Raw genomic sequence first — 21,768 nt, forward strand, 5'->3', positions numbered from 1 at the left:
TAGCAGGACTATTCTGAGCAAAATTGGCTTTCAAGTCTGTTGATAATGAAAAATCAGGTCGCGTCAGTTCATCAAGGTATTATTTGTAGCCGCGGATCGCTGAAAAGGCGCCCGAACCCGGCGATCTGGTTCGGCGCCTCGCCGATCGCCATCAGCGCACCCCACAGCGTGATCGCCACTGAATCAAGAATAAGCGGGCCGGTTGCCGGCTCCATTTCAGCCGCCAGACGCGCGCCATTGAGATTGGTGCAGAAGATCGTCACCACGTCAGGATGTCCGGCGAGGCAAGCGGCAATCATCGGCCGCAGCGTATTCTCGTCGACCGTACCGAAGCTGAAATTGTCACGAAGGCTGAGATGGCGCTCGACCGGACAGGTGACGCCGGCCCGCGCGAAGGTGTCGATGATTGCTGCCTGCACGTCATCCGTGTAGGGGGTGACGAGCGCCTGCGTCCGCGCCCCAAGTCGCATCTGAATATCGCCCAGCGCCAGCACGCAGGTGCTCGCCCTGATGCCGGTCGCGGCCTCGATCCTGTCCTTGAGTTTCGCATCGCGCTCGATGCCGAGCCATCCCGCCGACGTCCCGTTCCAGGAAATGACGTCGACCTTGGCATGCGCCAGCAATTCGGCGGCGCGCAGGATTGCACTGTCATCAAATTGCGCCAGCGCCGGCGCATCAAGCGCAATCTCGGTGACCTTGAAGCGGCTGAAATGAGCGGTAAATCGCGGCGTGCCGGCCAGAAGCGACTGCGTCACCGGCTCAAGGACGGTATTGGATGACGGCGTCAGCATGCCGATGCGCCGGCGGCTGGTGGTGTCGATCATGTCGAAATGTCCTCTCCGGCAAAAATATGAAACAGGGCGTGCGGCGGGGCAACATAACGAAAGCCCGCCTCGGTCTCGAAACGCGCCGCGATCGCAAGCAGGGCAAGATCCGAGCCCGGCGGGCCGATGAGCTGAACGCCAAAGGGCAGACGATGCTGATGGAGGGGTGCTGGCAGCGTCACGACCGGACACCCGGCAAGCGAGACGATGAACGTGATCGCCAGATAATCGGCAATCGTCGCGAGCTGCTTGCCGTCGATCTCAGTGACGTCAGGAATAGTGTTCGGCCACGGCATCACGCTCGCGGCTGGGGCTATCAGTACGTCGAAGCGATCAAAAAAGGAGATAAACCGCCTTGTCAGAGCGGTCCGCGCCGCCTCGGCCTGCAGATAACTCTGCGCCGTGATCCCCTCGCCGCGCTGGATCCACCAGCGCACCGTTTTGCTCAACCGCTCGCCGAAGCGCTGCTCCGTTTCGCCAAATTCACGGTGGATGAGCGCCGGGCGCAGCACATTGAAGATGGCAAACGCATCCGCGCAATCGGGGTGGTCCCGGCGCACCTCGCCAAGGCTTGCGGGGAGGCCCGCGACGGCTTCAGCCAAACGCCCGCGCACTTCGTTTGCCACCGGCGCCACGCCGAAATCATCCGTCGCAGCGATCCGCAGCGCCATGCCGCTTTGCCCCCGCGGTGCCGGCTGGAATGTCCGCGACAGGGGGTCGCGCGCGTCAGGCCCGGCGCTCGCCAGCAGCGCCCGCGACAGCATGTCCACGTCACGCGCCAGAAAACCGGTGGTCGCCAGCATGTCATAGCCAAGCGCTCTTTTTGGATTGGGCAGGATGCCGGGCGTTGGCCGCAGCGAGGCGATGCCGCAGAAACTGGCCGGCGTGCGCACTGACCCGCCAAAATCCGTGCCGTGGCCAAGCTCGATCATGCCGCTTGCAACCGCAGCGGCTGATCCACCTGATGACCCGCCCGATGTGAGCGCCATATCCCACGGATTGGCCGTTGGTCCCCCCAGATCATTGCGGCAAAGAGCACCAAAGCCGAATTCGGGCGTCATGGTTTTGCCTAAAATTAAGGCACCAGCGCGCCGTAAACGGGCGACGATCAAATCGTCATGCTCTGGCACATGGTCAGCAAACAGAGCCGACCCATAACTTGTCCGCAGGCCAGCCGTATCGCTCAGATCCTTGATGGCGCACAGCGTGCCGGCAAGCTGCAACGGTGCGAGCGGCCTGTCCCCCAGTTGTCCAGCAGCCTGCCGTGCTCCTGCAGCATCTACCGTCAAAAAGGCTTTAAGTACACGATCGCCAGCGGCAATCCGCGCCAAACCCGTCTCGACCGCAGCTAAGGCTTGCGTCATGTTGGCTGGAGCGACCATTATCAATCCCACTTGCCCTGATGTGTCATGAGGCCTTGTCGATGATTATCCACACCAGCATCAGAACCGACAAGGCACGATACTTGCTTGAGTTTTCCCGCGCCATGAACTCCAGCGCCATGGGCCGCCATATTTGTAAAGGGTCGATCATTTGACGGAAAGCCTGACCACGCAATCCCTGCTGCTGGATCGCATCACGCATCGCTACGGCTCGTCGCTTGCTGTCGACGATGTGACGCTTGATATCACAGGTGGCGAACTGGTGGCCCTCCTTGGCCCGTCAGGCTGCGGCAAGACGACCTTGCTGCGCATTATCGCCGGCTTCATCAATCAGGGCGAAGGCAGCGTCATCATCGGCGGCAAGGCGATTGATCATCTCCCCCCGCACCGGCGCACGATTGGCATCGTGTTTCAGAATTACGCGCTCTTTCCCCATATGACGGTCGCTGACAACGTCGCTTACGGACTGGCGGCGCGCGGCACCGATCGCGCCACGCAGTCAGCGCGCGTTGGCGAGATGCTGGATCTCGTCAAGCTCTCAGCCATGGCGGACCGTTATCCCCGCCAGCTGTCGGGCGGCCAGCAACAGCGCATCGCGCTTGCCCGCGCGCTTGCGGTGCGCCCCTCGATCCTGCTCCTGGATGAGCCCTTCGCCGCACTCGACAAGAATTTGCGCCTCGACATGCAAATCGAGATCAAGCGTATCCAGCGCATGGCCGGCACCACCACCATCATCGTCACGCATGATCAGGAGGAGGCGCTGTCGATGGCCGACCGCGTCGCTGTCCTCAGCCATGGACGGCTTGAACAATTCGCAGCCGCGACCGAGGTCTATGACAAGCCGCAATCCTATTTCGTCAACACCTTCGTCGGTGCCTCGAACGTTCTGACCGGCAAGCTGATGGACGTGAACGGGATGGAGGGAACGGTGTCGCTTCCCGGCGGCGGCCAATGGCAGGGCCAACTGGTCGGCGCGCTGAACCGCGGCGCCATGGTCCGGATCTGTATCCGCCCCGAGCATCTGGCTTTCAGCGCCGACGCCGACGCACTGCCCGGCAAGATCGAGATCGGCCTGCCACTCGGCGCGACCATCGTCCATGAAGTACGCCTCACCGGCGGGGCCAGCCTCAAGGTCGCCGGCCCGCGGGCGATGGGGGCTCTTGCTTTGCCGCCAGGCTCGGATATCGCCGTCAAACCGGCAATATCGGGGGCTGTTCGCATTTACCCCGAAATCTAGTGCCACCACCATCTTGTCAAGTTTGTCCCAGGGAGAAAACGATGATTGACCGCCGCCAGATGATGACCACCGCGCTAACGCTGGGCGCCATGCACGCCTTCCCGCAATTGACGCAGGCGCAGGCCCGCCGCCTGGTCTTTGCAACCTTTACCGGCAGCTGGGAAGAAGCGCATCGCGATGTGCTGGTGCCGGCGTTCCGCAAAGCCTCCAACAATGCCGATATCGCTCTTGACCCGCTGCTCTCGGTCGATCAGATCGCCAAGGTGACAGCAGCACGCGCCAATCCGCCCATCGACGTCATGCTGCATGATCCGGGCCCCGCGCTGGTTGCCATCGATCAGGATCTTGTCGATGATTATCCCGTCGCCCAATCGGCCCATTACAAGGATCTCATCGCCGACGCGCAAGGCGCCAAGGGGCCAGCCCCCTTCTTCCAGGTGGTCGGCATCACGTACAATCCCGACAAGATCAAAACCCCGCCCACCTCGTGGAACGACATCTGGAAGCCCGAGTACAAGGGACGCGTCGGCATCACCAACCTCAATTCGACACTCGGAACCGGCTTCCTCGTCGAGATCGCCCGCAGCCGCGGTGGCAGCGAGGCGAATGTGGATGCCGGCTTCAAGGCGATCGAGGAATTAAAGCCCAATCTCGGCGCCGTTGCCGCCAATCCCGGACAGCTGGCGACGCTTTATCAGCAGGGGCAGATCGACATCGGGCCTGGCAATTTCAACGCCATCCAGATCCTTAAAGCCCGCGGCGTGGCGGTCGAATTCGTGGCGCCGAAAGAAGGGGCCATCGCCTTCAAGACGACCATTCATCTGGTCAAGAATTCGCCCAACAAGGAACTGGCCTTCAAGCTGATCGAGGCATCGCTCTCGCCGGAAGTGCAGGCCAAGCTGATGGAAAGCCCCTACCTCATCGTTCCCACCAACACCAAGGTGAAGATCGGCGGCGAAGTGGCGAAGGCGCTGGCGAAGGACCATGACGAGATGAAGAAGAAATTCGTCTTCCAGGACTGGGCCGCCATCAACAAGCAGCGCTCGGCATGGATTGAGAAATTCAATCGCGACATCAAGATCTGAACGGGAGGAGCGCCGGCGCCTGACCACGGCGCCGGCCCGATATCATGCGATCAGCCCCCGTCACCGCCTATGATCTGAAACTGGCGCTGCCGCTCGCCGGCTTCTTCGCGCTGTTTTTTGTCGCTCCCCTGCTGATCCTGATTTTGGTGAGCTTTTATACTGATACCAGCCTGACACAGTTCGGGCTGGCCCAGTACGCCCGTTTCCTGCTCGACCCGTTCTCGCTCAGTGTGCTCGTTTCCACACTATGGCTCGGCGTGAAAGTTACCCTCCTCTGCCTGCTGCTGGGCTTTCCGCTCGCCTGGACGTTCGTACGCTCGCCCCGCTTGGCGCAGGGCGTGCTGATGCTCATCATCGTCCTGCCGCTCCTCACCAGCGTCGTCGTGCGCACCTTTGCCTGGATCGTCATTCTTGGCCGCCAGGGCATCGTCAACAATCTGCTGCTGAGCCTTGGCCTTGCCGATACACCGCTTCGCCTCCTCTACACTGATGGCGGCGTGGTGGTGGCGCTTGCCCAGGTGCAGATGCCGCTGATGGTGCTGCCGCTGATCACCGCACTCTCGCGCATCGACCCCAATCTGCGCGACGCCTCATCAGCCCTTGGCGCCGGCGCCTGGCGCAGCTTTGTCAAGGTCATCTTGCCGCTGACCCTGCCCGGCATCATGGCGGGCTGCCTGCTGACCTTCGCCGCCGCCATCACCGCCTTCATCACCCAGTCGCTGGTGGGCGGCGGGCAGATGCTGTTCATGCCCATGTATCTCTACCAGCAATCATCCACGCTCAGTAACTGGCCTTTTGCCGCCGCCATCTCGATCATCTTTCTGGTCGCAGTCCTCGGTGCTGTGACGCTTTTCAACCTTCTCGGCCGCCTGTCGCGCGGCTATGCGCAGGGGTAGGCGATGGCACGGCGAACCTTCGATCCTGATCAGGCAAGCTTCACCCTCGTCATGGGCGCACTCACCATCGCTGCCATCACCCTGCTGCTGGCGCCGACGCTGGTTGTCGTCATCGTTTCCTTTACTGACAGTTTCTCTCTGCGCTTTCCCCCGCCCGGCTACTCGTTCAAATGGTATGTGGCCCTGCTTGATGCCTGGCAGCTCCATTTCGCCGCCTGGAACAGTTTTGTCGTGGCGTTGTGGACAACCGTGATTTCCGTCGTTTTGGGGGTCGCCGCATCGCTCGCCATCGCCCGCTCTCCAACGCTGACGGCCCGCATCCTCGACAGCCTCTTCATGTCACCCCTGGTGCTGCCGGCGCTTGCCTTCGGGCTCGCCGCCCTCATGCTGTTCTCGCTTGTCGGCCTGCCGATTTCACCTCTGACACTCATCATCGGTCACACAGTGGTGTGCGTGCCCTATGTGGTGCGCACCACGGTCGCAGCCCTGGCGCAGCTTGACACCGTGCTTCTTGAAAGCTCGGCCAGCCTGGGCGCCTCGCGGCTTTACACCTTCCGGCGTATCACTTTGCCGCTTATCCGGCCGGGCATCATCGCCGGGGCCTTCCTCGCCTTCATGGCGTCCTTCGACAACGTGCCCGTATCGCTCTTCCTGCGCGATGCGCGCACCGACATGCTGCCCATCCGCATGTGGCAGGACCTTGAAGGCAAGCTTGACGTGACGATCGCCGCCGTCTCCGGCGTGATGATTTTTCTCACCATCCTCGCGCTCGTCGTCATGGAACGCATGGCCGGCCTGTCACGACGCCTCAGGTGACGCGCTCACGCCCCACGAAAGAGCGAGTAGCCAAACGGCGTGAACTTGAACGGCAGGTGGATGTGCGCACGCTCATCGACAATGACGAAGCGGAAGGGCACGATATCCAGAAACGGTTTTTCGATGCCCTGCGCCCGCAGATAATCGCCGATGGCAAAACGCACTTCGTAAAGGCCGGCGCTCACCCCTTCGCCACGGGCACTGGGATGGTCAAGCAGGCCATTTTCACCAATGATCCCCTCTGCTATCCGGTGCTCGCGATCACCAAGCGCGTAGATGTCAACCCTGAGACCACGCGCCGGATGGCCGCGTGCCACATCCACCGCATGCACCGATATCCCGCCTGCTGCCATACCCGTTCCTTTCAACATCAAGACCGACCCTAGGACATGAACAACCGCGCCGTGAAGAGCCTGCCGCCGCTTTATCCAGCGCTTGCCGCCATGACCGGATTGCAGGGCATGGTCGCCCTGGCACTTTTTGCACCCGGTGTGCTGGCGCCGGGCCTTGGCATTGATGAGCAAGCCATCGCCCTCTTCACCACGGGATGCTTTGGCGTTGGCATGGTGACTGCCCTCTTCGGCGGTGCGCTGATCGCTCGCTTTGGTTCGTTTGCCGTTGCTGCCGGCTGCATGGTCTTTGTCATCCTTTCCATGATGATATCATCGCTCGCAACGCCGATTGCCCTGGCGTTCGCTGGCGCTATCCTTGGCCTGGCTTTCGGGCCCGAGACGCCTGCAAGTTCAGCCCTGCTCGGTCATCTCGCCACTCCTCGTCAGGTGCCGATGGTGTTTTCGCTGCGCCAGACCGGGAACCAGCTCGGCGCCATCCTCGGCTCACTGACCCTGCCAGCTATCGCCCGCTTCCACCCCGAGCTTGGATTCGTGCTTATCGCCGCCCTGGCAGCCCTTGCCCTTGCTATCTTCGCGAGCCTGCGCCCGCGCTATGACGCGCTGACCCGCCAGAGCGCGCAAGCCGTGCCACCGCGTGCCGCACTGTCGCTGTTATGGAATGACGCGGCCACGCGCCGGCTTGCCCTCGCCTCGATTCCCCTGGCGGCGATGCAGCTCGGCCTTAACGCCTTCCTCGTGATCTATCTGGTGCGCGTGCTCGATCACAGCCATGGTACAGCCGGGTTAGTGCTGGCGATCGCCCAGGGAGGTGGCCTTGTCGGCCGTCTCGGCTGGGGATATGTCGCCAGTCGCTGGATGGACCCGCGTCAACTCATCGCAGCCCTTGCGATGGCGATGGCCTTGTGCGCGGCAAGCCTCGCCTGCCTACCGCCCCACGCAACATTGGCGCTTCTTGCAACCATCGCCTTTGCCTTCGGCCTCACCGCCAGTGGCTGGAACGGGGTGCTTCTTGCAGAGGTCGCCCGCGCTGCCCCTGACGGACAGGTAGGGGCTGCAACCGGCGCCGTACTTACCGCCAGCTATGGCGGGCTCGTCCTTGGTCCGCCGCTGATGTCGCTTGTCTCAAGCCTTGCCGATCTGCGCTTTGCCTACGGCGTGCTGGCGCTAGCCTGTCTGTTTGTCGGGCTGGCCATGATGCGACAGCCCTTGGTCAAACGCGGATAGGTCGACGCCCTCCCGCCATGTCGAATGACACTCAGGCAGCGTGCAGCGCTTCGTCATCTTCCAGCAGACAGTCGCGCGCGAATGCCTGCGCTTCATCACGCGCCGCCGCCGCAGCATAACGCCGCAACAGCAACAGCAGATGGTCGGATTCGCTGCTTACAAATCCTTCGTAGCGCGTCAAGATGCGCTCCAGGACCTGTCGCGAGAAATGATAATCGCCCGCAGCCCGATCCGGCATCGCCGTTTCCCTGATCGTCGACAGCGCCACCTCGAAGGCCGGCAAGGCATCGGCAGGCAAACGGCAACGACGATAGAGGGCGCGGAAACCATCGCCGCCGGCATCCTGCATCAGCGCGGCAACCTTGCGCTGCGGCAAACCGCTGAGGCGGACAAACACCGCCTCGTTGAATACAAAGCCACCGCTGCACAAGGCCCGCAGCATCAGAACCGGCGTCAACTGCCCGGTTTCCATCAGATGCGAGACGAGATCATCGACATATTCACCAGGAGGCGCGCGCGCGAGATCAATCGTTGCCTGATCCAGCGCATCGCGCGTCACATCATGGGCGCGGCTCGCCGAGAGCCACGAATTTTCGGCCAGAAACGATCCCAGCACGTTCGACAGATCGACAATCAGGCTCTGGCGCAAGCTGACGGGAAGATCATCACGCGCCAGCAGGAGATCGCGCACACTGCCATGTTCTCCATGGCGCCCTGCAAGACGCGCCAGCGAAAACGGCGCAATCTGGGCGGCGTCGTTTTCCAGAAGCGTCACACAGGCTTCCGCCATACCGATTTCTGCAATAGCCGCGCTCACGGCAGCCGACAATGGCCGCCTGCCGGCGATTGCCCGTTGCATACGCTCGTCACCGGCTGCGAGCATTTCAACAAGTTCGCTGTCAAGAAGAAGCGGGGAACGATGGGCGATAAGGGCTGCATTTGTGCCCTGATCGCTGGCAAGCGACAGGATGAGATGGCGCGGCGCATCGTGACGATGGCAGATGGCATCAGCCAAAGCCGCGCGCACGATATCCGAGGGATCGTCGATCACCAGCGTCAGCGCCGCCTCGGCACTGATACGATCTTCAGGCGAAATGTCGGCTTCGAAATAGACGCGGGCCAGCGCTTTGACCGCATAGGCACGTTCATGTGCTGCCGCGTGACGAAGGAAGCCGACGAATTTGCGAATGAGCCCGCCGGGCGCCAGCGCGTTATCCGCGATCTCGCCGCTATCAACCCAGCGCACAACCGCATTTTGTTCCATCGACATGGACGACTAGCCTCGCACTTTGATGAACTGGAGCAGATTGAACGGCCCGCCAGGGCGCGGCAGCGGAATCCCGGTTCGCGTCCCCCCGACAGCCTCACTGCTACGCGCCACCGCATCAGAAGGCAGGATTGCCGCCGGTTGGGTCGACGATGACGCTGACTGATTGCTGTTGGCGGCGGTCGTGAAATTCGGCCTGGTGAGGCTGGGGAAGAAACCTTGCGCTGACGGGCGCGCGGCAAAGCTCGTCACCCCGCCCGCCTGCCCCCACAATGATTGCACGAGCGTCGATACCGGGCCGCGACCATCGGTCTGGAAGAGCGACTGGAAAACGCCGCTGCCGTCCTGCCGGCTTCCCTGCCCGGTATTTTGGTTCTGCGATGATTCCTGCGCCGCGAGGATCGGGCTGACGGCGCTGACATAGCCCCGCGTCAATTGCTGCTGAACGTCGCGAAAACTGCGCGGCTGCCCGTTTGCCTGATAGAAAATGCCGGGGTTGGCTTCTGCTGCTTCGGCAAACGAGGCAGCAGCCGGAGCATCCGCATTCTTCTGCGCCAGAGCAAGAAAACGGCCGGCGCCGTTTGCTCCCAGCACATGGGCAAGATAGGCTTCGCCGGCATCAGGCGCACGGCCCAGATCACGCGACAGATGATCCACGTTGCGCTGGGTGAAAGCAGCGCCAAACACCGCACTGGCGCCCGGATCATTGCGCAGTGACAGGATGCGCTGTCTTTCCTTGCTGTCACTGACCGTCAGGCGCCCGTCCGGCTGCCGGTTGATGGCATCTGCTTCACGGCTGAAGCCAAATTTGGCGCCCGCCTCCTTGACGATCGAAAGCCATGTCTGCTCAATGAATTGAAAGAGGCCGGAGGCTGACGATGTTGTGGCCTTGGCGTCGGGATTGAGGCTCGATTCCTTGCTGGCAGTGCGCAGCAGATAATCGAAGCTGACACCCGTCTGCTGGCTCGCCTGACGCAGGGCGTCGGTGACCTGACCGGTTTGCCTTGAAGCGGAAGAAACGAGCGAGACCATCGACCCACGGCGTTGTTGCGACCTCACCCTTGAGGTCAGACACAGGCTGCGCTGTTATGGTAAAGAAAGCGTGTAGAACGGCGTTCGCCATGAGGGAGAGAAAGCGATGGCCAAGGGGCTTCACTTCGAGGAATTCACCATCGGGCAGGTGTTTGATCACCCCATCACCCGTTCAGTGACGGAGATGGATAATGTCCTCTTTTCCACCCTCACCATGAACCCGCAGCCCTTGCACATCGACTTTCACTTCGCCGCCACCCGCAGCGAATTCGGCAAACCTCTCGTGAATTCCCTGTTCACACTGGGATTGATGATCGGGATTTCCGTGCACGACACCACCTTTGCGACAACGATCGCCAATCTCGGCATGACCGATGTGCGCTTTCCCCACCCGCTCTTTCATGGCGATACGGTCAAAGTGCGCAGCGAGGTCATCGGCAAACGTGAATCGCGCTCGCGCCCCGAGGCGGGCCTCATCGAATTCGAGCATCAGGCGTTCAACCAGGACGGCACGCTGGTTGCCGCCTGCAAGCGTCAGGCCTTCATGCGTCGCCTGCCCAACTGAGGAACACATCCCGATGCGCTCGCTTCTCTTCGTGCCGGGAGACAGTCCGGGCAAGCTCGCCAAGGGGTTTGCCAGCGGCGCTGATGGCCTGATCCTCGACCTTGAAGATTCAGTCGCTGACGGCAATAAACAGCAGGCCCGCCAGACCATTGCCGCCTTCCTGTCCGACCACGCGAATGCTGACAACCGCCCGCGCCTCATCGTGCGCCTCAATCCGCTCGATGGCCCGCATCACGCAGCCGATATCGACGCGATCATCGCCGTAAAGCCCGACGCCGTGATGCTGCCCAAATCGCGCAACGGTAATGATGTGACGCTGCTGTCGTCACGGCTGTCGGTCGCCGAGGCGCGCGCCGGCCACGCTGACGGGGCCATCGCCATCATCGCCATCGCGACCGAGACCGCAGGCGCGCTCTTCGGCATGGGTACTTACCAGGACGCTTCACCACGACTGGACGGTTTGACCTGGGGCGCCGAAGATCTGTCCGCTGATCTCGGCGCAGAGACAGCGCGCGACAAAAACGGGCATTTCACCGACCCCTATCGTCTTGCCCGCGCGTTGACGCTCTTTGCCGCCAATGCCGCCTCGGTGCAGGCCATCGACACTGTTTTCACGAGTTTCCGTGACCTTGAAGGCTTGCGTCACGAAGCGGAATCAGCACGCCGCGACGGCTTTACCGGCAAAATGGCCATTCATCCGGCACAGGTACCGGTGATCAACGCCGTCTTCACGCCCACGCCAGAGGCGATTGCCCGCGCTCAGGCTGTTGTCGCGGCACTTGCCGGCGGCCAGGGCGTGGCGGGTATCGACGGCGAGATGATCGACCGTCCCCATCTGCTGCGCGCCGGGCGCCTGCTTGCCCGCGCCCGCGCGGCGGGGGTAGCGCTCGACTAACCAGTTCAGCCTGGTCTTGTCATGCGCAGCGCCTTGTCCATAACGCTGTATTCGTCATAACCGGCGCGCGCCAGAGGTTGCATGGCTGCGGTATCGACACGCCCCTCATGGATAAAGCGATCGGCAATGTGAATGCCGATAACCTCGCCCAACACCAGAAAATACCGCGCTTCACCGCGCGCCGGCGTCATCGGCACCGTACGCAGAAAGCGACATTCAAGCGCCCATGGCGCGTCGCGCACCCGCGGCGGCTTAACCAGCATGGAGGGGGCCGCGGCGATGTCCGCAAATTCCATTTCCGACTGGCCATAGGGCAAGGCCATCGATGACTGGTTCATCGCCTCGCGCAGATCATAGCTCGCCAGATTGCAGACGAACTCACCCGTTGCCTCGATGTTGCGGATGCTGTCTTTCATGCCAGCGCTTGAAAAGCCGACAATATGCGGGTCATCGGAAAAGGCGTTGAAGAAACTATAGGGGGCGAGATTGACCCGCCCCTCGGGATCGATGCTTGACACCCAGCCGATGGGGCGCGGTGCCACCAGCGCCTTGAACGGATCATGGGGCAAAACGGCGCGATCAAGCTTGGACGGCTCATAAAACATCAGCTCTGGTCTCCTGCTGGCCGGTCAATGGCCAGATTGTCAGAAATAGGTGACGATCTCCGCGAGCGCCGGGCGCGGGCGCTCCTGTGGTGGCTCAGCCGCCGTGCCGACATAGACGAAGCCGATGACGGTTTCATGTGCGCTGATGCCAAGCGAAGCCTTCGCAGCGTCGTCATAGGCAAACCAGTCAGTCAACCAATTGGCAGCAAAACCGCTGGCATGCGCTGCATGGCACAGGGTCATGGCCGCAGCCGCAGCCGACAATGTCTGCTCGATCACGGGAATCTTGGGATGTGCCTTCGCCGTTGAAATGACCGCAATCACCACCGGCGCGCGCTCGAAAGCGGACCGCGTGAACGCCAGATCCTCCTCGCGCACCGGCCCCTTGGCCTCATGCACGGCGACGAGCACCATACCGGCCCTCACGCGCGCCTCGCCTGCAAAAACAATGAAACGCCACGGTACCAGCTTGCCGTGGTCGGGTACCCGCGCCGCGATTGCCAGCATGTCACTTATTTGCTGTGCGCTCGGCCCCGGTTCCGTCATGTTTCTTGCTGAAACTGATCGTCTTGTCGATAAAAGCCGCAGCGCATCCATCGTGATCGTATCCGTGCGATGTGATAGGAGGCGGGTTTGAAGCATTTTTCCAAGGCGATGTCGATGAAGGTCAATCACAGCGCGCGGCGCGCCCATGCAGGCAAGGGACGAGGAGCAGGAGCGCGGCGGCGGATCGCGGCACTGCTCTTGGGTGGCCTGATGCTCGGCCCGCACGCGCTGCGGGCACAGGCACCATCCCCACCCGGCATCCTTGCCCCACCGCCTGCTGGTGCGCCGTCTCTGATCCCGGCCTCGCCGGCGCCGCCGGGAATCGTGCCACCTCCGGGCGGCTTCGTGCCGCGCATTTTTGCGCCCTCCCCTGGCCAGCCCGCACCACCCCCGGCAGCCTCCGTGCCCGCGCCCTCGCCGCCTCGTCCCGGTGCTGCACCCGCGCCAGCCGGCACATCGGTCCGCCTGCAGGCCACGCCGCGGCTGGGTAGCCCCCCGCTGACCCGCGGTCTCATCTGGCGCGTCTACGCTGACAAGCCGAGGCTCGACGGCAAGGTGGCGATCCTCACCCAATCAACGGAAGCCCAGCCACTCTTCCGCCTGCCGCCCGGCGCCTATCTGGTGAATGCCGCCTACGGCCGCGCCACCGTGACGCGGCGCCTTGAAGTCGGCCTCAATCCGGTGGCCGATACATTTGTGTTGACCGCCGGCGCTCTTCGCCTGCAGGCAACGGCGGGCGAGCGCATCATTCCTGACACCCGCGTCACCTACTCCGTGTCGGCCGGGCCCGGCCCTGGCGGCACGACGCTGGTTGAGAACGTCCGTGCCGGACGAATCCTGCGCCTGCCGGTCGGCGATTACTTCGTCAATTCGCGTTATGGCGAGGCCAATGCCTTCATGGCAGGCGACGTCAAGATCGAAAGCGGGCGCCTCACCGAGGTGACGATGAAACATCGCGCCGCCCAGATCACGCTGAAGCTTGTCTCGACGCCCGGCGGCGAGGCGCTTGCCAACACCGCCTGGACCGTGCTCACGCCCGGTGGCGATACGGTTCAGGAATCAATCGGCGCTTTCCCCATCATGGTGCTGGGAGCGGGCGATTACACGGTCATCGCCCGCAACGACCAGCGCATCTTCAATGCCCGCTTCTCAGTCGAAACCGGGCGCGATCGCGAGGTCGAGGTGGTCGCGAAATAGACCGTGCCTCAGCCCCGCCGCATATCGGGCGGCGTTGCCTCTGTCACAAGCGCCGCGATCGCCTCGTCAAGCGACATGCTGTGCTGGTCCTGTGAGCCCAGACGGCGCATATTGACCGCACCCGCTTCTGCTTCACGTTTGCCGACAACCAGCAGCACCGGCACCTTGGCCAGCGAATATTCCCGCACCTTGTAGTTGATCTTTTCATTGCGCAGATCAGACGACGCCCTCAAGCCCGCCTTGCGGCAGGCCGCTACCACCTTGCCGGCGTACTCATCGCCTTCGGAGGTGATGGTCAGCACCTTGATCTGGTCAGGCGCCAGCCACAGCGGGAAATGCCCGGCATGACTTTCGATGAGAATGCCAAGGAACCGCTCCAGCGAACCGACGATGGCACGATGGATCATCACCGGCTGCTTCTTTTCGCCATCCGCACCGATATAGAAGGCGCCGAAGCGCTCCGGCAGGTTGAAATCGACCTGTGTCGTCCCGCATTGCCAGTCGCGGCCGATGGCGTCCTTCAGTGTGTATTCGAATTTCGGGCCATAAAACGCCCCTTCTCCGGGATTGATACCGGTCTTGATCTTGCCGCCTGACTGCACCTCGATTTTTTTCAGAACATTCAGCAACACCGCTTCAGCGCGATCCCACAGCGCGTCCGATCCGACCCGCTTTTCCGGCCGTGTCGACAGCTTGACCACGAGTTCTTCAAAGCCGAAATCGCGATAGACCGAGAGCATCAATTCGTTGATGCGCAGGCACTCGCTTTCCATCTGCTCGTCGGTGCAGAAGACATGGGCGTCATCCTGCGTGAAGCCGCGCACCCGCATCAGCCCGTGGAGCGCGCCCGATGCCTCGTAGCGATGCACCAGTCCAAACTCGGCAAGGCGAACCGGCAGATCGCGGTAGCTCTTGAGCCCGTGCTTGAAAAGCTGCACGTGACCCGGGCAATTCATCGGCTTGAGTGCGAACACACGCTGGTCCGCGTCTGGATCATCGGGGTGCATGAAGGCATGGGCGGACTTCACCGCGAACATGTTCTCCTGATACCAGCCCCAATGCCCCGAGGTTTCCCATAGCGATTTGTCGAGCACCTGCGGCGCGTTCACCTCTTCATATGTATGAAGCAGGCGCCGGCGCATATAGGCGATCAGCTCCTGGAACATGGTCCAGCCCTTGGCGTGCCAGAAGACCGTTCCCGGCCCCTCCGGCTGGAAATGGAAGAGGTCCATCTCCTGGCCAAGCTTGCGATGGTCGCGCTTTTCCGCCTCTTCGAGCTGGCGCAGATAGGCGTCCAGTTCCTTGTCGCTGGCAAACGCCGTACCGTAGATGCGCGACAGCGTCGGATTGCGCGAATCCCCGCGCCAGTAGGCGCCGGCCACCTTCAGCAGCTTGAAGGCGTTTCCAACCTTCCCGACAGAGGGCATGTGCGGGCCCCGGCACAGATCGATCCACGCCCCCTGGCTGTAGAGCTTGACGTCCTCGCCCTGCGGGATCGCCTCCAGCAATTCAATTTTGAACGCCTCACCCTTGGCCTCGAACAGGGAGCGCGCCTCCTCGCGGCTCACTACTTTCTTGGTAAACGGCGCATCGCGCTGAATAATCTCGCGCATACGCTTTTCAATGGCAGCGAAATCTTCCAGCGAAAACGGCTCATTGCGGAAGAAATCGTAATAAAACCCGTTCTCGATCACCGGCCCGATGGTCACCTGCGTGCCGGGATAGAGATCCTGCACCGCCTCCGCGAGCACATGGGCGCAATCATGGCGGATCAGTTCAAGCGCGCGCGGCTCATCGCGCATGACGAATTCGATTTTGCTGTCGTGGGCGATGGGATCGGCGAGGTCGGCAATGACGCCGTCAAGCGCCATCGCCACGGCGCGCTTGGCGAGCGAGGGCGCAATCGAGCGCGCCACCTCAAGCCCGCTGCTTGCGGGAGGAAATTGCCGTTGCGCGCCATCGGGAAAGGTGAGTGTGATCATCTCATTATCCTCACTCCCGCCTACTGCGCGGGTAAGGGTTGAAACCAAGGGGAAAGAGTTTATCCGGCCTGCGAATCAGCCCGCGTCGAACGCCACAGGCCGTAGCTCCACGGCCTATACCAGCGACTTTTGCCGGGCAAGTGCGCGGCCACCACATCAAGCCCGGAGGTTCCCCCCGGGCGGCAACGGCTGATGCGGGCAGCCCCCATCCACCCGCCTGCCCACAGCCCGTGCCGGGCAATCGCCTCGTCGGTATATTCCGAGCAAGAGGGGAAATGGCGGCAGGTACGGCCGATGAAGGCTGACAGTGAATAGCGATAAACGAGGATGAGCCCGCGCGCTGCCAGCGCCGGCAGGCGAAGGATCACCTTCATGCCGCCGGTGTCGCCGCTCGTGCCTCGGCCTCATCGAGCGCCTTGACGACGGCGTCAAAGGTCAGAAGCGTCGAGGCATGGCGCGCTTTGTACTCGCGTACCGGAATAAGGCATTCAAGATCACTCCATCTGCCCTGCGGTGGCGGCCCGTTCTGCTTGAGCATGGCCGTGACGGTCTGGCGAAGCGCCCGCAATTCTTCACTCGTACTGCCGATGACATGGCGCGCCATGATGGACGACGACGCCTGGCCAAGGGCGCACGCTTTCACGTCATGAGCGAAATTGGTCACTTTGCCATCAACCAGATTGAGATCGACGCTGACAGTCGAGCCACACAGCTTGGAGTGCGCCACCGCCGATCCATCGGGCGTAGCCAGTCGCCCGATCGCCGGGATGTTGCCGGCAAAATCAAGAATTTTTCGATTGTAGATATCGTCGATCATCTGGCGTTCAGCTTTTGCCACATAAATATGGGTGGTGTCTGTTCCGGCCCGAATATGGTGATAAATTACCAGAAACGGAAGAGGGGCAGACTTGATAGGTCGAAAATCACGACATTATGACCGACGTCTTGGCGTCTGCCATAATATTCCTATATTCCGGATGTAGGAACCAGGTTTAATAAATTCGGCTGCCTGGATGGAACCGGTGACACCCCAATCTCGTTTGAGGTTGGTCGAACGGAGAATGAGAATGGATGCCGTCGTGAAGTCTTTCCCTGCCCGCGCTGACCAGGCGGATATCGTCCGTCGACGTCCTTCGCGCGAGGAAGCGGAAGCGGCTGTGCGTACACTGATCGAATGGGTGGGTGATGATCCTGATCGCGAGGGTCTGCTTGATACCCCCCGGCGGATGGTCAAGGCCTGGGAAGATCTCTTCCGTGGCTACAAATTGTCCGCAGCCGAAGAGCTGGACACCGTTTTCGAGGAAGTGGGCGGTTATGGCGACATCGTTCTGGTGCGCGACATCCCCTTCTTCTCGCATTGCGAGCATCATATCGTACCCATCACCGGCAAGGCCCATATTGCCTATTATCCGCGCGACGGCGTCGTCGGCCTGTCGAAGCTGGCGCGTGTTGTCGATATCTTTGCCCGGCGCCTGCAGACGCAGGAAAATCTGACGGCCGAGATTTCCAACGCCATCGATGAGCATTTGAAACCGCGCGGTCTGGCCATCCTGCTCGAAGCCGAGCATATGTGCATGTCGATGCGTGGCGTGCAGAAGCATGGCGTGTCCACCGTCACCACCGGCTTCACCGGCGTCTTCCGCGATGATCCGAGCGAGCAGGCCCGCTTCATGATGCTCATCCGCGGCTTCAAGAGCTGAGCACAGAAGCAGACGGGTTTTCCGCTATGGTGACCCCAGATGTGAGCGCCGTGACCCTGCGGGAGCAAGGCACGGCGTTTCTGCCGCGTTTTGATGCTGACGGATTGATCACCGCCATCACCCTTGACGCAGCGCGCGGTGATGTACTGATGGTCGCCCATATGAACGACGAGGCCCTGCGCCTTACATTGACGAGCGGCATCGCTCATTACTGGTCGCGCTCGCGACGGCAATTGTGGAAAAAAGGCGAAACATCAGGGCAGCTACAGACGATTGTCGATATTGCGGTTGACTGCGATCAGGACGCGCTTTTGCTGCGCGTCACCGTCGGCGGCGATGGTGGTGCCTGCCATACCGGCGCCCGCAGCTGTTTTTACCGCCGACTTGTGGTCGATGACAGCGGCACCCCTCACCTCATACGCGTATCCGACGCTGATTCACAACGCTAGACTTTTGCCGTAACAAACTGACAAGTCTCGTATTTGCTGACAACAAGCGGCGCAGGATACAACGATGACACCCTCCCCCCTCATCCGTGCCATCACCCCGCAGGACCGCCCCGCGTGGGACGGGCTGTGGCAGGGATATCTGTCATTCTACGAGGTTCACCTGGCCGCCGACATCACCGACGCCACCTTCGCGCGGGTGAGCCAGGGGAATGGCATCAACGGATTTATAGCGCTGTCACCAGAGGGTGCGCCACTTGGCCTCGTCCATTACACGTTCCACCCCTCAACCTGGAGCAAGGGCGGCTATTGCTATCTTGAGGATCTGTTCGTCAAACCTGAAGCGCGCGGCCTCAGGCTTGGCCGGGCACTCATCACCGCCACCGAAACTGCGGCACGGGACTACGGCGCCACCCGCCTTTACTGGAACACGGAAGAGTTCAACGGCACGGCAAGGAGGCTCTACGAGCGCCTCGCCAAACGCGCGCCGTTCGTGCGCTACCAGATCGCCTTGTAGACGGCTCACGCGGTGGCGATGTAATCGCGCATCGCGTTGGTTTCGTGCTCAAGCTCGCTCAACCGATACTTGACCACATCGCCAATCGAAATAATCCCCGCGAGCCTGCTGCCAACGACAACCGGCAGATGGCGGAATTTGCCATCCGTCATCTGGCGCATCAGGTCGGCAATTGATGCCTCCTGCGAACAGGTGGCGACGGTGCGCGTCATGATGGTCGACACCGGTGATTCGAGGACCGACGGCCCCTCGCCGTCAAGCGCCCGCACCACATCGCGCTCTGATGCGATCCCGACGATCCGGTCATCGGGACCCGTGATGACGACCGCGCCGATCCGGCGCTTGGCCAGCATCGCCACGACATGAGCAATGGTTGCGCTTGGGGCTGCGGTCGCGACGTCGCCCCCTTTGGCTTCCAGGATCTGCTTGACGATCATAGCCTTCTCCCTCTCGCCGTGGTCTTGCTGCCGACGGTTTCCTCAGCCTAGCACGATGCCCGTCAACCACAATTGCTGCAATCGCCCCGAGACAAAATGTGATTAGTCAGCCAGCCGTCGCGGCAAAATGGGGTCAAACAGTGGAAAAAGCACCAAGCCGGCAAGAAATCCACCCAAATGAGCTTCCCAGGCAATACTGGTCCCTTCTTCAAGACCACTTGGTATGATGCCGGACCCGAAGACAATTGTCAGGGCAAACCACAAGGCAACAAAGCCGAAGATGCGCGGGTTCGACAGCGACTGAAGCAAGGGCGGCGCCGGCCGCCGAAAGGCCGATGCCCCTGATCCACGCAGGCCGCCGAGCGGCGCTCCTGCTTCGAAAACAAATCGGCAGGCGGCAGCCGTCAGACCCGAGATGGCCGCGGATGCGCCGACAACAGGCACGGCCTCGCCCACATGCGTCATGAAATGGGCGGCTGCGCCCCCAACCGAACACAGCAAGGAAAACAAAAGAAAGCGCCCTGGCCCGAACCGCCAGGCGACCGCGCTACCAAAAACCACCAGCCACAGCGTATTGACCAGGACATGCTGCCAGTCGCCATGCAGCAACCCATAGGTGATCGGGGACCACAACCGCGCCCATTGATCATCGGCGAACAATGCGCGCGCAAACCCCTGATCGCTGTAGCGCAGCGGGATGAAGGAAAAGCGCAGGATGAAGTCTTCATCACGTTCCGTCGCGATCCATTGACGCCAGCCATGAAGGCCGATCATCACGCCCGATAGAGCCACAATCACGCCCGGAAGATTGAAAAACGGCTCATTTGCGGGGCCGGCTGGCGGTGTCTTGATCATATCATCCATCACCCACGCTTAGGCATTCGCAAGCAGTCTGGCAATCGCAACGCGCGCTTCGCCGCGCCGCCCGCACCAGGTCACGCAGGCTGGCTTGATCCATCATGGTTAACAAAACATGGCACGGCTCGTGCTGCGTGAGCCTGCCGACGACGTTCGACACGGCCAAACTGTGCCGAAACGGGATTGCGGGGATGGGTTTCACAGCCAGGGCAGGCGCCGGGGTAACGGAGTGGTCAGACTATGATACAGCGCAAGCCGCGTTTCGCGCACCAATCAACTGAACATCTATATGAATATTGGAACCGGCGCCGTGGGTCGCGTCCGGCACCGACGCGTGCAGAAATTGAGCCAAGTGATATCCGCAACATTCTCCCTGATACATTTATTCTGTCGGTTGATGAGGGTCGCATTTCCTGGCGGCTGGCGGGCATGCGCATCTGTACGCTTCACTGCCGTGAACTGAAGGAGCGTGACTTTCTCGCCGACTGGCTGGGGCGCGAGCGCGAGACCATCGAATCTCTTCTCCAGGCAATCATTGCCGAGGCCGCTGTCACGGTTTTGCAGTTTCAGGGAAGTGCCGGCAGAGGCGCACCGCTTGATGTCGAAATGGTCCTCATGCCTCTGTCGACATTCGGCCGCGCCAATCGCATATTAGGCGCCATGGGGACGCTGAACGATCCATACTGGATTGGCATCCAGCCACCGTCAAACCGCAAGATCGGTAATACGCGTCTGCTGTGGCCATCGGGCGCCCCAGACAATTTCTACGGCGAAACTCCCTCTCTCGCCTCGGCGCAGTCACGCTTTACCCAGTTGATGACACCGGAAATCGAACTGGCGGCCGATCGTGCGCGCCGTTATCGCCATTTGACAGTGATGGATGGCGGCAAAAACTGAACAGCAATCCGCGTGTGATAAGCCGGGATAGTTTTCGTTTGATCGTCCTGGCAGCCTTAAACTAACCGGTTCTTAAGGTTAAGCGGGGTAGTTTGTTGCCAAGTGATAACGCTTGAAGGCAAGCACACACGACGATGAATGTAGCGCTCGCTCAAAATCGCCCGGGACAGACGCCGAAGCCACGCGAAAAGCGGCGCTTTCAGCGCGTCAGCATCTCCTTGCTCGGTCGCTATATGCTGCCCACCAAGCAGGAATATCCCTGCCAGGTTCTGGACATCTCGCCAGGCGGCGTATCATTCGTCGCCCCTGAAACCTCGCTGGTCGGCGATATGGTGATTGCCTATATCGACCATGTGGGCCGCGTCGAGGGGCGCATCGCACGCCTTATTCCCAATGGCTTTGCCATGACGATCGAGGCGACGGCGCGCAAACGCGACAAGCTCGCCTCCCAGCTGACATGGCTTGCCAATCGTCATGTTCTGGGCCTGCCGGAAGATCGTCGCCATGAACGCATTCTGCCGCGCAATCCCATGTCGCGCCTGACCCTGCCCGACGGCAGCGTGCAGCCATGCCGCCTCATCGACCTGTCCCTGTCAGGCGCTGCCATCAGCCTGCAGAACCGCCCGACTGTCGGAACACCAGTGCTGCTTGGCCGTATCCGCGCTCGCATCGTGCGTCATCTCGAAGCCGGTATCGCGCTCGAATTCGCCAGCATCCAGGACCCCGAGCACATCGAGCAGCAACTGCATTGACAGCCGGCTTCGTGCTGAGATGTGACGGTCTAAGCCTCACTTTGTAAAAATTGTTGCTGCCGTTCATGGCGTCCACACGTCGAATTCACCGATAATCGACTTAGGGTCAGGACCCATTAATTTGGACGAAACGGTGGGAGAGAAATGGCGCGAGGTTGAGGAGCAAGCCTGCAGGAAGTCGTCTGACTTTCAAAGGCTTGCGACATAAAGATCACGTCATTTCACCCCATCCGAAGGACAAGGCACGAATGGCAA

At 61.5% G+C, this 21,768-nt stretch carries 25 protein-coding genes; 13 read left to right on the forward strand and 12 right to left on the reverse strand.

Going from position 1 to position 21,768, the window contains the following annotated elements:
- Positions 1-71: 71 nt before the first annotated feature.
- Positions 72-824 (reverse strand): Asp/Glu/hydantoin racemase, encoded by a 753-nt coding sequence (locus tag ACINK1_RS07780; RefSeq protein WP_376801128.1) that lies wholly within the window; start codon positions 822-824, stop codon positions 72-74.
- Entirely contained in the window at positions 821-2,188 is a 1,368-nt protein-coding gene (locus tag ACINK1_RS07785; protein WP_395760056.1) for an amidase, read from the reverse strand. The genes ACINK1_RS07780 and ACINK1_RS07785 overlap by 4 nt, the downstream gene beginning before the upstream one ends.
- Before the next feature lie 169 nt (positions 2,189-2,357).
- On the opposite strand from ACINK1_RS07785, the gene ACINK1_RS07790 reads away from it, so the two are divergent.
- From ACINK1_RS07790 to ACINK1_RS07805, 4 genes are read left to right on the forward strand one after another with little or no spacing between them, the layout of a single operon-like run.
- Positions 2,358-3,443, forward strand: coding sequence for an ABC transporter ATP-binding protein (locus ACINK1_RS07790; protein ID WP_376801130.1), 1,086 nt, complete (start codon positions 2,358-2,360; stop codon positions 3,441-3,443).
- Positions 3,444-3,484: 41 nt separating this feature from the next.
- The gene (locus ACINK1_RS07795; protein ID WP_376801131.1) at positions 3,485-4,528 is read left to right on the forward strand and encodes an ABC transporter substrate-binding protein; all 1,044 of its coding nucleotides are present in this window, start codon (positions 3,485-3,487) and stop codon (positions 4,526-4,528) included.
- Between the two features lie 44 nt (positions 4,529-4,572).
- A complete protein-coding gene (locus tag ACINK1_RS07800) occupies positions 4,573-5,424 on the forward strand; it encodes an ABC transporter permease (protein ID WP_376801132.1) in 852 nt (283 codons plus the stop codon).
- A 51-nt stretch (positions 5,425-5,475) separates the two neighbouring features.
- On the forward strand, positions 5,476-6,240 hold the full coding sequence (locus ACINK1_RS07805; protein ID WP_376801247.1) for an ABC transporter permease: 765 nt from the start codon (positions 5,476-5,478) through the stop codon (positions 6,238-6,240).
- Positions 6,241-6,245: 5 nt separating this feature from the next.
- Here ACINK1_RS07805 and ACINK1_RS07810 read toward each other — a convergent pair whose 3' ends face one another.
- Positions 6,246-6,611: a hydroxyisourate hydrolase gene (locus tag ACINK1_RS07810; RefSeq protein WP_376801133.1), complete on the reverse strand. Its 366-nt coding sequence runs from the start codon at positions 6,609-6,611 to the stop codon at positions 6,246-6,248.
- An 18-nt stretch (positions 6,612-6,629) separates the two neighbouring features.
- Between ACINK1_RS07810 and ACINK1_RS07815 the strand changes: the two genes are divergently transcribed.
- Positions 6,630-7,817, forward strand: a complete 1,188-nt coding sequence (locus tag ACINK1_RS07815; RefSeq protein ID WP_376801134.1) for an MFS transporter — start codon at positions 6,630-6,632, stop codon at positions 7,815-7,817.
- Positions 7,818-7,848: 31 nt separating this feature from the next.
- Here ACINK1_RS07815 and ACINK1_RS07820 read toward each other — a convergent pair whose 3' ends face one another.
- The gene (locus ACINK1_RS07820; RefSeq protein ID WP_376801135.1) at positions 7,849-9,087 is read right to left on the reverse strand and encodes a DUF2336 domain-containing protein; all 1,239 of its coding nucleotides are present in this window, start codon (positions 9,085-9,087) and stop codon (positions 7,849-7,851) included.
- A 6-nt stretch (positions 9,088-9,093) separates the two neighbouring features.
- On the reverse strand, positions 9,094-10,143 hold the full coding sequence (locus tag ACINK1_RS07825) for a transglycosylase SLT domain-containing protein (RefSeq protein WP_376801136.1): 1,050 nt from the start codon (positions 10,141-10,143) through the stop codon (positions 9,094-9,096).
- A gap of 79 nt (positions 10,144-10,222) precedes the next feature.
- Between ACINK1_RS07825 and ACINK1_RS07830 the strand changes: the two genes are divergently transcribed.
- Positions 10,223-10,681, forward strand: coding sequence for a MaoC family dehydratase (locus ACINK1_RS07830; RefSeq protein ID WP_376801137.1), 459 nt, complete (start codon positions 10,223-10,225; stop codon positions 10,679-10,681).
- Between the two features lie 13 nt (positions 10,682-10,694).
- Positions 10,695-11,576 (forward strand): CoA ester lyase, encoded by an 882-nt coding sequence (locus ACINK1_RS07835; protein ID WP_376801138.1) that lies wholly within the window; start codon positions 10,695-10,697, stop codon positions 11,574-11,576.
- 5 nt (positions 11,577-11,581) lie between these two features.
- Here ACINK1_RS07835 and ACINK1_RS07840 read toward each other — a convergent pair whose 3' ends face one another.
- Both ACINK1_RS07840 and ACINK1_RS07845 read right to left on the reverse strand, forming a co-directional pair.
- Positions 11,582-12,181, reverse strand: coding sequence for a flavin reductase family protein (locus tag ACINK1_RS07840; RefSeq protein ID WP_376801139.1), 600 nt, complete (start codon positions 12,179-12,181; stop codon positions 11,582-11,584).
- A 39-nt stretch (positions 12,182-12,220) separates the two neighbouring features.
- Positions 12,221-12,823 (reverse strand): nitroreductase, encoded by a 603-nt coding sequence (locus ACINK1_RS07845; RefSeq protein ID WP_376801140.1) that lies wholly within the window; start codon positions 12,821-12,823, stop codon positions 12,221-12,223.
- Between ACINK1_RS07845 and ACINK1_RS07850 the strand changes: the two genes are divergently transcribed.
- Positions 12,815-13,924, forward strand: a complete 1,110-nt coding sequence (locus ACINK1_RS07850; protein WP_376801141.1) for a hypothetical protein — start codon at positions 12,815-12,817, stop codon at positions 13,922-13,924. The genes ACINK1_RS07845 and ACINK1_RS07850 overlap by 9 nt on opposite strands.
- An 8-nt stretch (positions 13,925-13,932) precedes the next feature.
- On the opposite strand, the gene thrS is transcribed toward ACINK1_RS07850, so the two are convergent.
- Genes thrS through ACINK1_RS07865 form a run of 3 tightly spaced genes read right to left on the reverse strand, consistent with a single transcriptional unit; the run spans position 13,933 to position 16,723 of the window.
- Complete coding sequence (gene thrS, locus ACINK1_RS07855) at positions 13,933-15,906, reverse strand: threonine--tRNA ligase (RefSeq protein WP_376801142.1); 1,974 nt, start codon at positions 15,904-15,906, stop codon at positions 13,933-13,935.
- Positions 15,907-15,965: 59 nt separating this feature from the next.
- The gene (yidD, locus tag ACINK1_RS07860) at positions 15,966-16,280 is read right to left on the reverse strand and encodes a membrane protein insertion efficiency factor YidD (RefSeq protein ID WP_376801143.1); all 315 of its coding nucleotides are present in this window, start codon (positions 16,278-16,280) and stop codon (positions 15,966-15,968) included.
- Positions 16,277-16,723 (reverse strand): iron-sulfur cluster assembly scaffold protein, encoded by a 447-nt coding sequence (locus tag ACINK1_RS07865; protein ID WP_376801249.1) that lies wholly within the window; start codon positions 16,721-16,723, stop codon positions 16,277-16,279. The genes yidD and ACINK1_RS07865 overlap by 4 nt, the downstream gene beginning before the upstream one ends.
- A 250-nt stretch (positions 16,724-16,973) precedes the next feature.
- Between ACINK1_RS07865 and folE the strand changes: the two genes are divergently transcribed.
- From folE to ACINK1_RS07880, 3 genes are all read left to right on the forward strand, one after another.
- Positions 16,974-17,606: a GTP cyclohydrolase I FolE gene (gene folE, locus ACINK1_RS07870; protein ID WP_395760057.1), complete on the forward strand. Its 633-nt coding sequence runs from the start codon at positions 16,974-16,976 to the stop codon at positions 17,604-17,606.
- Positions 17,607-17,632: 26 nt separating this feature from the next.
- Positions 17,633-18,055: a phosphoribosyl-AMP cyclohydrolase gene (gene hisI, locus ACINK1_RS07875; protein ID WP_395760058.1), complete on the forward strand. Its 423-nt coding sequence runs from the start codon at positions 17,633-17,635 to the stop codon at positions 18,053-18,055.
- 64 nt (positions 18,056-18,119) lie between these two features.
- Positions 18,120-18,569 (forward strand): GNAT family N-acetyltransferase, encoded by a 450-nt coding sequence (locus ACINK1_RS07880; RefSeq protein WP_395760059.1) that lies wholly within the window; start codon positions 18,120-18,122, stop codon positions 18,567-18,569.
- Between the two features lie 5 nt (positions 18,570-18,574).
- On the opposite strand, the gene ACINK1_RS07885 is transcribed toward ACINK1_RS07880, so the two are convergent.
- On the reverse strand, positions 18,575-19,006 hold the full coding sequence (locus ACINK1_RS07885) for a CBS domain-containing protein (protein ID WP_395760060.1): 432 nt from the start codon (positions 19,004-19,006) through the stop codon (positions 18,575-18,577).
- Positions 19,007-19,108: 102 nt separating this feature from the next.
- Positions 19,109-19,870, reverse strand: a complete 762-nt coding sequence (locus tag ACINK1_RS07890) for a rhomboid family intramembrane serine protease (RefSeq protein ID WP_395760061.1) — start codon at positions 19,868-19,870, stop codon at positions 19,109-19,111.
- A gap of 234 nt (positions 19,871-20,104) precedes the next feature.
- Here ACINK1_RS07890 and ACINK1_RS07895 point away from each other — a divergent pair, with 234 nt between their 5' ends.
- Both ACINK1_RS07895 and ACINK1_RS07900 read left to right on the forward strand, forming a co-directional pair.
- Positions 20,105-20,761, forward strand: coding sequence for a PAS domain-containing protein (locus ACINK1_RS07895; RefSeq protein WP_395760062.1), 657 nt, complete (start codon positions 20,105-20,107; stop codon positions 20,759-20,761).
- A gap of 134 nt (positions 20,762-20,895) precedes the next feature.
- Positions 20,896-21,513, forward strand: coding sequence for a PilZ domain-containing protein (locus ACINK1_RS07900; protein ID WP_395760063.1), 618 nt, complete (start codon positions 20,896-20,898; stop codon positions 21,511-21,513).
- The last annotated feature ends 255 nt before the right edge of the window (positions 21,514-21,768 follow it).

The sequence above is a fragment of the Raskinella chloraquaticus (SeqCode) genome (assembly GCF_021731865.1).
GTDB lineage: Bacteria > Pseudomonadota > Alphaproteobacteria > Rhizobiales > UBA4765 > Raskinella > Raskinella chloraquaticus.